7 protein-coding genes are annotated in these 10,466 nt (G+C 55.2%); 3 read left to right on the top strand and 4 right to left on the bottom strand.

Features of this window, described 5'->3' with window-relative positions; all coding sequences use genetic code 11:
• The first annotated feature begins 682 nt into the window (after window positions 1-682).
• Window positions 683-1,165 (top strand): thermonuclease family protein, encoded by a 483-nt coding sequence (locus tag RIE53_02525; protein MEQ9103553.1) that lies wholly within the window; start codon window positions 683-685, stop codon window positions 1,163-1,165.
• Between the two features lie 202 nt (window positions 1,166-1,367).
• Window positions 1,368-3,329 (top strand): PKD domain-containing protein, encoded by a 1,962-nt coding sequence (locus tag RIE53_02520; protein ID MEQ9103552.1) that lies wholly within the window; start codon window positions 1,368-1,370, stop codon window positions 3,327-3,329.
• 63 nt (window positions 3,330-3,392) lie between these two features.
• Here the strand turns inward: RIE53_02520 and RIE53_02515 are convergent, their stop codons facing one another.
• Complete coding sequence (locus RIE53_02515) at window positions 3,393-4,229, bottom strand: phosphoadenosine phosphosulfate reductase family protein (protein ID MEQ9103551.1); 837 nt, start codon at window positions 4,227-4,229, stop codon at window positions 3,393-3,395.
• Window positions 4,230-4,315: 86 nt separating this feature from the next.
• Between RIE53_02515 and RIE53_02510 the strand changes: the two genes are divergently transcribed.
• A complete protein-coding gene (locus RIE53_02510) occupies window positions 4,316-5,011 on the top strand; it encodes a hypothetical protein (protein ID MEQ9103550.1) in 696 nt (231 codons plus the stop codon).
• A 246-nt stretch (window positions 5,012-5,257) separates the two neighbouring features.
• On the opposite strand, the gene RIE53_02505 is transcribed toward RIE53_02510, so the two are convergent.
• From RIE53_02505 to RIE53_02495, 3 genes are all read right to left on the bottom strand, one after another.
• On the bottom strand, window positions 5,258-6,118 hold the full coding sequence (locus tag RIE53_02505; protein ID MEQ9103549.1) for a hypothetical protein: 861 nt from the start codon (window positions 6,116-6,118) through the stop codon (window positions 5,258-5,260).
• A gap of 841 nt (window positions 6,119-6,959) precedes the next feature.
• A complete protein-coding gene (locus RIE53_02500; protein ID MEQ9103548.1) occupies window positions 6,960-7,334 on the bottom strand; it encodes a response regulator in 375 nt (124 codons plus the stop codon).
• Window positions 7,331-10,405, bottom strand: a complete 3,075-nt coding sequence (locus tag RIE53_02495) for a two-component regulator propeller domain-containing protein (GenBank protein ID MEQ9103547.1) — start codon at window positions 10,403-10,405, stop codon at window positions 7,331-7,333. The genes RIE53_02500 and RIE53_02495 overlap by 4 nt, the downstream gene beginning before the upstream one ends.
• Window positions 10,406-10,466: the final 61 nt, after the last annotated feature.

The following is a 10,466-nucleotide window of genomic DNA, read 5'->3' as shown; positions in this document are numbered from 1 at the left end:
ACCGGTCTGTCTCAAGCCCGAAAGAGGGTCCAGGACGGACGCTGACCCGGCTCTGAGCCACCGGAACGTCCGGGGCGTGGTTCATCACAGACAAATCAGCGATATTGGACACGTCACAAATACGAATCGCTCAGCTTAGGTCTGACTGAAGGCGCCGCCCCCACCCGCACAGCGACGACGCCTTCCGTCACACGTCTTAGACACTGTAAAACGTACGGCATAACCTTCGTGGTGATGATGTGATAGAATGACTATCATTCTGTCACCAACCAAACCGGAATCGACCATGTACAGGCTTCTCACGCTCCTGGTTTTGCTTGCCGGGCTAGCTCTAGCGCCCCCCGCAATGGCCCAGAAAAACTGCGTAAAAGGGAAGCCGTGCGGGAAGACCTGCATTGCTAAGGACAAAACGTGCCGCATCGGATCTTCGTCCTCGACCCGGTCTAGTGCCTCCTCGTCTTCGTCTACTTCGACTAGTTCATCGGCTGTCCCTACTGTTGTGCCCGAAGGCACAATGTTCGTAGCATCATCCCGTGGTCGTGTGTTCTACTTCGTCGGGTGTGATGCGTGGAAGCGATTGAGTAAGAGCAACCTCCGTTTCTACAAGTCTGCGGAAGAAGCCCGTAGTGCTGGCCTTAGCCCTTCAACAACGGCTGGATGCGGCACCCCGGTTCATGTTCGAGTGGAACAGGATGTTTCGCCGCCACAGCTCGGTGAAGATGGACTCGTCGAATCCGATGCCGCGTGCATTGTCGACAAGGTAATCGACGGTGACACCCTTGACTGTGCCGACGGCACGCGGATCCGGTTACTACTGATCGATTCGCCAGAGATGGGCCAAGGCGTATTTGGCGATTTGGCCAAGACCACCCTTGAGGCAATCGCGCCGGTGGGAATGGAGTTGACCGTCTACTTCGACATCGAACGACAGGATCGGTACGACCGCACCCTGGCCCACTTGATGCGACCTGACGGCGCGTTCGTCAATGAGGAAATGCTACGACGCGGCATGGCCGTCGTCAGCGTATATCCGCCAAACGTGACGCTCGTGGATCGGTATCGCTCCATCGTTTCCGATGCGCAGGCTGCGAAAGTTGGGCTCTGGGCCCTAAGCGGCTTTGAGTGTGAACCGAGTGCGTATCGGAGGGGCGAATGCCGGGATTAGTACAGTGGCTTGGAACTGATAGTATTTCCCCGACTTTTTTGCATAGTGGAATGTATTGAATACTCAAAAGTCGAGCCCGATACTAACTCCAAACCGAAAGAGATTATTTTTCTTCTGAGACTTGAACAACTGGAGAGGACGTGTAATCAAGACGCTACTATCTGTTTTCTGGTGTTGGCTGGTATTAACAATGCGACTATCCTTGAAATTCAGAATTCTTTTTTCGTGCGTTCGGCCCGAGTGGCAAGGGATGTTGAATCCGTTGCGCCTGTTGTTCGTCATGATAATAGGAGCAATCTGTATATGGCCAATAACTGTGGCTGCCCAGTCTGACACTGAGGTACCGATTGTTGTTGAGTTTTCGTTGGACGGAACGCAGATTGATGTTCAAGAAGGTGAGGCATCACTGAGCTACTCCCTCCGTGTAACCGACAACTTGTCTGGAGTTACGGAAGGAACAGCTACTGTTCAGGTTTGGGTCACGTCCCCAAGCGGGCAACGACACAACATGGTTGCACCGTTCTCATCGGGAACAGCCTTGGATGCCCGTTTCGCGGGGCAAATAATTCTTCCGGAGTACTCTGAGGCAGGTACGTGGACGATCCGTATTGCGATGCGCGACCAGGCTGGTAACTTTGTGGTGGTCGAATCAAACGAGTTGGCGTTGCAAGGGCTGCCATCGACCATTGAGGTGCTTTCGGTGTCGGATGCTGAATTACCCACACTCATTGAACTCGAGGTTGGTAGCGATACGCTCAACGTCTTCTATGGGGAGGCGTCAACGACATACTCCCTCCGTGTAACCGACAACTTGTCTGGAGTTACGGAAGGAACAGCTACTGTTCAGGTTTGGGTCACGTCCCCAAGCGGGCAACGACACAATATGGTTGCGCAATTCTACTCAGGGACACCGTTGGATGCCCATTTCACGGGGCAGATAGTTTTGCCTGCGTATTCCGAGGCAGGTACGTGGACGATCCGTATTGCGATGCGCGACCAGGCTGGTAACTTTGTGGTCGTCGAATCAAGCGAGTTGGCGCTCCAGGGGCTTCAGTCCACCATCGACGTGCTCTATTTAGAAACCAGGCCTGTTGCGTCATTCACTGTCTTGCCCGAGGGTGGACAGGCACCGCTAGAGGTCTCATTTGATGCCACTTCCTCTTCGGATCCTAACGGTGACGTGTTGGCTTACTCCTGGGACTTTGGGGACGGACAGACAGACACCAGGTCAAGCACAGTCCACACGTATACTGACGCGGGTTCCTATGTAGTTACGCTTACAGTGAGCGACGGGGTGATGTCAGACTCTGCAACTCAGGAGATCATAGTTTCATCGCCCAATGTGGCGCCGATAGCAGCCTTCACCGCGTCGCCAATAGGAGGGACGGCACCGCTTGAGGTGACCTTTGACGGAAGTCCGTCGTCAGACCCCAATAGTGATGACTTGACGTACGCCTGGGACTATGGAGATGGTCAGACAGGCTCGGGGTCTAGTACAGTCAATACGTTTACTCAAGCAGGCTCGTATACGGTCAGATTGACTGTGAGTGACGGGGTGATGTCAGACTCTGCAACTCAGGAGATTGTGATTTCTGAGGCCAATGTGGCTCCCATGGCTGTCTTCTCGGTGTCTGTGACTTCGGGCCAGGCACCACTAGAGGTATCATTCGATGCGACCTCCTCTACTGATCCGGATGGTGATTCCCTTAGTTTCAGCTGGGACTTTGGGGACGGTATGTTCGATGTGGGAGTTGTAGTGACGCACTCCTATACCGAGGCAGGCGTCTATACGGCAGTACTGACTGTCTCGGATGAACTGCTGCAAAGTGTTCACGAAGTAGAAATAGACGTTGCGTCTGGCGTCTCCACCGAAGATAATTCACTTCCAACACACCTTGTATTCGAGTCCGCTTTTCCAAATCCCTTTACTCAGGATTTATCAGTTCGCCTGCTCGTACCTACCGTCCAAAACGTCGTTACACTGCGTGTATTTGATATGTTGGGGCGGGAGATCGTGCGAAAAATAGTCTCACCACAGCTAGGCGCAAATGTCATAAGACTCCAAGAAGTGTCGTCAAAAGTGCCCGGCGGCGCGTTCGTTGTGACTGTATCTCAGGGCCAAGAATCACAGTCCATGTTGATCGTACACTCAGGTTTGAGATAGAGGCCGACTCAAGCTAGGGCACAGCTAGGCGTCTCCCAGGGGCAGCGACGTTATAGTAGCCAATCAGTCATCAAGGGCTACTTTTTCACACCCAACGCAGAGAGGGGTGAACAATAGCATCTGTCCATTCCGTTGCTCTTTCCAGTCAGCGTTAGGCCCTGGATCTTCCCAACCCCAAGTAAACCCTCGTTCCGCAACGACAGCTTCAATACGCTCTATTTCAGCAACTGTTGTGGGATCCACAAGGGCGATCTTTGACTTTTCCCCTTTATGTGCATACGCTCCGCATAGGCACTCACCACTCATGCCTAGTAGTTCAACAACAGGGTTTGCCTGTAAGTTATGCCTCGTCATATAGTCATTCTTATCCTTAGCTGTAAACTGATAAATTGGGCTCATCCATACCTGCGAGTAGATTTTTCTGGGATCCGCCCCGTAAGTTTTCCGCTGCCTGGATTCTTCAGCTCTGAGGCCAGACACAAAGGCTACCGTGGACAACCTCGGCCTGCCCGTCTTGGCGATTCTACAAGCCTTATAGATCGCCCGCTCCTTGAGTCTATTGAACATAATGCGATGTTGGGCTGGGCCTGGGAATCCATTCTCGAGCACGAGCTGCTCGTAGGACTGTCCGCACTCTTCAGCCGAGATCACAAGAAGCGGCCAGTTATGTCGAGCACACGTCTGCTTAACGAAATCGCGTGTAGCCCGCACACCAATGCCCGTATCGATGTGTAATACAGTTGCGTCGGGTATGACACTCATCGTAATGTGCGTGCTGACAAGTGAGTCATGGCCACCGGAGAAACACGCATAAACGACAACAGGGTTGTATTCTTGGATCCATGCCCGCAGATTTACCACTGCTACACTAGCCGGCTTCGCCAAAGTATCATACCTCATTCTGGGCTATGACAGAGGGGTGTCATAGGTATTGGATAGCTTACGCTTAGAACCGAATATAACTTCAAAGCACATTGGAGACGATCATGGTAGCCATTTCACTGTTAGCACCGCATGTGGCACTCATTGCGGCACTCATTGCCTTGTTTGTGGGTGTGCTAGGAGCCGTGGTCAACTCATACCAGATTCACAAGGATTCTAAGCGCGCAAGACTGATGGACATCGACAATCGACTATCAAAGATTTACGGGCCGCTCAATACTTATCTGAACACCCTCAAGGTGCTACATCAAGTGCTGGTGATGGGTAAACCAGACGGATTCCGAACACTAACCCATTTAGTCAATCCTAAGACTCAATATGTTCAAAATGGGAAAAAGGTAATGGTGACTTTGTCTGCTGCTGACTATTCACTAATTGACAGCATTATCGATATTGAGAAAAAGGTAGAAGAATTAGTATTAGCCAATAGCGGCCTAATTGACGAGCCCAGCTTGGCTCTAAACTACGTTCCCGATCCGAGATTTACAGATATTGAGTTGGGTTACGAAACAAGCCTTCTTGCACTAGCCCTGGTTCATTTTAGGCTACTCGATCTTGTTAGACACAATAGTGCTAACCTGGTATTCAGTGACGAGGCCTTGTCGGCTTATGTGTATCCGCGTGAGCTCAACGTGAAACTTCAAGCGAAAATACGCGATTTGACCTCTGAGCGCGAGGAGCTTCTGAGAACGCCATGGTCGCTCTGGATGGAGTTCAACGACTCACACCCTGCAAGTTGATAGTCATACAGGATGGCATCTGCGGTGCGATAAGCCAGCTATAAACACGACTCAAATATTGCGCAACAATAGTCTACGCACAAACCAACTCCATGATGCCTGGGTTAGGTCGTGCAATATGAGGAATCTAAGGAATTCTAACGGATCCCTCGGACATCAATGAGAAGCTCGTGCTATTGCCCGTTGGCGAATTATCGTACCTAACTGGCAATCGGTGTTTGCTCCGTTTTCCTTGAGAACGGTGACCTACGAAAGTGATAATCGTAGGTACCGGATTGCTTTAAGACACTCCAAAACAAGTTCGTTGAACTCTGACACTGCTCTTGCGGGCGCAATCTGATTCTGTCGTACGCGCCTAAAGTGAATGATACCATTCAAGTCATTCACTAATTGAATTGTCCGCTTTGCCAGATCTTCAGACCTGCGTGAAGAGTCCCCTTGCCCATAGCTAGCAAGCAGATAGGCGTACTGGGCTCTCCTGGATGGAAGTTCCGGTTTACCGCGTTCATGTCCGTGCAGGTTCTTGTCCCAACCAGGCCAGGCTGCGACCTTCCATTTGGGGACGTATTGTACTTCTATGATTTTCAAGAATTCTCGCATGGATATGCACATCTGTCTGCGCCAATCTTCAGAGCCTTGATGAAACCAAAGTGCCATGGCGCCGTCGTAACCGCGTAAGAGATTCGTGTCGCCAAGGCAGTCAAGGATCAGACGGATGGTGTTGTATTGAGCAGGGATCTTGTTGTCCCATTGACCGGAATCGAATACAAAGGCGGAGTATTCCAGAACTGACACTCGGCTTGTGATGCTTTTCTGGAACGATTTATTTGGTACAAGTCGCTCTACGAGCTTATCAACTAGTTCAGGAGTCGCATTCTCATCTAAATACTGTACGACGTGAACGATAGAGACTCCCAAATCATTTGCCGGATGGTCGCCATAGTACCGTTCTTCAACGAGTCCAGATTCCGTTCGTATTGAGGTAAGACTGGATAATTCAACAAGCTGCGAGCCCATATCTAAACGTAGGTTCACGGCGTCTTTGACGTGAGCACCTACAGTCAGATTATCGAAGTGGTCGCTGAGCAGGCCCGCGGTCGACAGCACAGGGGAAGACCCATGCCAACTGGCAAGGGTGTTGCCGACAGGTAGTAGTGGATCCTCAGAGTACTCGTGTGAGGATACGCGCGAGTCTTCGGTTAGTAACGAACGCATTTTTCTCTTACCCCTAACAGGAAAATGTGCAGCCACTAGCATCACTGGAATGCCAATAGCCGTTATGTTCAAACCGCGGTTTGAAACAATGTTCCGGCCTGTTGATCCTGCTGGGCGTGTACGCTAGATTGTTACCGTTATTGCGACGCGGAGATAGGGACGACTCTCCCATCAGTTGGAGGGGAGCCTCGTCGCTAGCCGACTGGTATCCTGATTCGATATATCCACATCGGGCAGTCTGGGATGATGCCAGGAATCCCACGCTCATTAATGACTGCTGTCTCAACCGCGTCGTGACCTGTAGCTCACACGACGTAGCCGGTCGGCAGACTCGGTATTAACTAGCAGATGACGGGATCCGCCTAGGTTATGTATGTAATAGGATGAGATCATTGCAGCGTGGTAGATCCATTGCCAGTGAATCGTCACGTCACTGCCGAGACCGTTGGGCCAGAGTGACGCTCTACCTCGTGCAAGCAGCTAGCGTGCCTCGACTCTCGTACATCGTCGCCGCGAATAATTTCTGCAACCAAGAATGTTGTAATTTCCTAGGAGCACAAACTCTGGTAGCCGCCTGCGCGAATCTACGAACAGGCGTGCGGCCGCCAGTGAGAAGGTTATCCGACTTACAGGTGGCCAGACTGTGCTAACAAATCGCTGACAGTTGCTCTACCAATCGGCTCTTACGGGATGGCGAAACAGGTAGACGCAACGGACTTAAAATCCATTGTGTTTACCCCAAAACCTCCCTCAACGCCTCCTTGTCAACGGGTTTGGCGATGAAGCCGTCCATGCCGGCGGCGTGGCAGCGTTCGCGGTCGGCGTCCAGGACGCCGGCGGTCATGGCGTAAATGCGGGGGCGGGGGCCGGGAGTGGGGGTGTTTTCGTCGTTGTAGGCGGCCAAAATGCGCCGTGCGGCCTCGACGCCGTCCAGTTCGGGCATGTGCAGGTCCATGAAGATCACGTCCCAGGGTTCCTCCAGGGCCACCTTCACGACGGCCTTGCCATCACCCACCATACGGGCCGAGTAGCCCATGCGGCTGAGCATCAAACGCATGAGGCGCTGGTTGATCTCGTTGTCTTCCGCTATAAGGATGCGCGGTTTCATGGCAGGGTAAAGATGAATGTGGACCCTTCGTCGGGCGTGCTTTCAACGGTGATGTGGCCACCCATGAGTTCCACCAGTTCTTTGGAGATGGTAAGACCCAATCCGGTTCCGCCGTACTTGCGGGTGGTACTGCCGTCGGCCTGGGTAAAGGCTTCGAATAGGCCGAGCAGCCGATCCCCGGGAATGCCTATGCCGGAGTCGTTGACGCGGAATTGCAGGACGCCGTCCGGGAGGCGGCTGACGCCCACCTCCACCCGGCCCCGCTCGGTGAATTTCACGGCGTTACCCACCAGGTTCAGCAGCACCTGACGCACACGCACGCGGTCGCCCACCCACTCCGCGGGAACGTCGCTGTCCACCACGGACGTGAGTTCGAGTCGCTTCTGGTGGGCCGTGGGAAGTACGAGGTCCAGCGTTTCCTGGACGACGTCCCGGACGACGAACGGCACCCGTTCAATCTCCATTTTTCCGGCTTCCAGCTTGGAGAAGTCCAGGATCTGGTTGACCACGTCCATCATGGCCTCGCTGCTCAGCTTGATCATTTCGGCGAACTCGCGCTCCTCCTTCCCCAGTTTGCTGTCCAGGAGCAGGCTGGTGAACCCGATGACGCCGTTCATGGGCGTGCGGATTTCATGGCTCATGTTGGCCACGAACTGGCTTTTGATCTTCAGGGCCTCCTCGGCGTGTTGCTGGGCCAGGCGCAGGTCCCGGTTGGCGGCCAAAAGCTCCTTGGTGCGCTGTTCCACGCGTCGCTCCAGGAGGCGCCGTTGCCGCCGGTAGCGGCCCACGCGGCGGTCCACGAGGAACACAATGAGGCCCGCACCCAGCATGAACATGGAAATACGGAACCAGAGGGTCATCCAGAAGGGCGCATTCACGGCGAACGTGAACGACGCCGGCGTATCCGACCAGACACCGTCCCGGCCGGCCGCACGAACGCGGAACGTATAGTCCCCGGGCGGCAGGAAGGAGTAGGTGGCATCCCGTTCAGGGGATGCGGGCGACCAGTCAGCATCGAAACCCTCCAGGAAGTACTGGTATTGCACGGCTTCGGGCGCGCGCAGGCTTATCCCCAGGAACTCGAACCGGACGTGGTTGCGGTCGTGGGGCAGCGTGAGATCCACAGGCAGGCCATGCCAGGCGGTGAGCGAATCGCCGTATTCGGTCCAGTCCACGTCCTCCAGGAAGAGCCGGATGTCGGTCAGCATGACCTCCACACCCATTCCTGAATCGTCATCGTCCAGTCGCGGATGATACCGCGCTATCCCCGTGCTCGTACCGAACCACAGCGTGCCATCCGGGGCTTTCCAGCTGGCATCGGTATTGCATTCCAGTGGCGTATCGTTCGGTCCCCCGCCGAAACGGTGGATGGCGGGCTCCGGAGTCATCCGAAGCTCGGACATGCCCCGGTTGGTGCACACCCACAGGTCCTCTTCCTCATCGAACACCAGGCTGACGGTGGCATCGTCCGACAGGCCACGCTCGGAATTGAATATGTCGACCTCCCGGAGCGTGCCTTCCGCATCCACCCGGAGCCGGTTAACGCCCCCGCCGTAGGTGGCCAGCCAGATGTGACCGCTGGCATCCTGATCGATGTCCAGGATCTGGTCGAACGACAGTCCATCCTCCGGTGTGTAGGACTGCATGCGCGCGCCGTCCCAGCGGTTCAACCCCTCATTGGTTCCCATCCAGACGGCACCCGATGCATCCACGAACAGGGCCAGGACCCGATTGCTCAGCATTCCATGTGCCGTTGAATGATTCCGCCATTCGCGGCCATTCCAGTGGAATACCCCATCCGTGAATGTGGCCACCCACAGCGATCCGTCCGGGGCCTCGGCCAGGTCGCGGACCTGGATGACCCCGGACGGGGCCCCGATGTCCACGAAACTCCCGTCCTCGAACCGGAAGACACCGCTGTCCGTGCCCAGCCACAACTGTCCGTTCACGTCCACATGCAACGCACGCGTGTCGCGCAGGGGATATCCGTCCAGCTCCGACCAGGACGTGAACGTGCCGCTCCGGTAGCGGCTCACCCCACCGCGCGTGCCAATCCAGAGGGCCCGGTCGGGTGTCCGCGCGAAATTCCACACAATGTTGTTCACCAGGCCGTTTTCCTCGGTGAAATACGAAAACGGAGTACGTGGAAAGTGGAATACGCCATGCCCGTCCGTCCCTACCCACAACCCGTGTTCATTGTCTTCGAAGATGACCGATACCCGGCGGTCGTTCAGCACGTTTGCGGCATATTCGTTCAGCTGCCCGCCCTCCCATGCGAACAGACCCCGGCTGGTACCAATCCACACCGTGCCTTCGTGGTCTTCCCGGATGGTCTGTACGTCATCCAGATGGCCTTCCGGATCCGGAATGCCGCGGACCATGCCGTTCGAGTGCCGGATGGAGAGCCCACGCCGCGAACCAATCCACATGGAGCCCATGGGTCCGGTGTGCATGGCGCGGATGTACGGGTCCGTGACTTCGGGACGCTTTTCCACAACCCGGCCGTTGAAGGTGAACAGGCCGTTGCCGTCCGTGCCAATCCACAGAAGCCCATTGGCATCCAACACCAGGTCGGTGACGGCCAGACCCTCGAGCGCGGCCGGCCCGTGACGGTGATCCCCGTGCGCAGAAATGATTTCAATACCGGAATCGGTCGCAATCCACATTTCCCCGTTGGGGGCAGCCCGGATCTTGTTGATCACGTTGCTGCGGAAACCACCGTAATGAACCTGCGTGTGGCCATCGTGCACGTCCACGCCGTCACTCGTGCCGAACCACATGCGTCCCTGTGCATCTTCGAAAACCACGTACACGGACCGGTTTTCACCATGCGCGAACAGTTCGAAGTCCGTACCGTCGTACCGGGCCACGCCGCCGCCCTGCGTGGCCACCCATATGTAGCCGCGGGAATCCTGGTGTACGTCCAGTACCTGGGACTGGGGTAATCCCTCCGCAATGTTCAACTGCCGATGACGGACCTGCTGGGCCTCGGCGCCAGGCACCATGAGGCTCAGAAACAGGGTCACCACGGACAACGCGGTGCATGTGAGGGCAGATGTGCGAAGGTTCAAGGCGTCGGAGGGGTTGGCTCCCCTGGGGTATCGGCCATTGGAGGACGTGATTTTAGGCGCC

This window comes from Rhodothermales bacterium (genome assembly GCA_040221055.1).
Classification (GTDB): domain Bacteria; phylum Bacteroidota; class Rhodothermia; order Rhodothermales; family UBA10348; genus 1-14-0-65-60-17.
The sequence above is the reverse complement of the archived record's forward strand: the minus strand, read 5'-3'. Positions and strand labels throughout refer to the sequence as shown.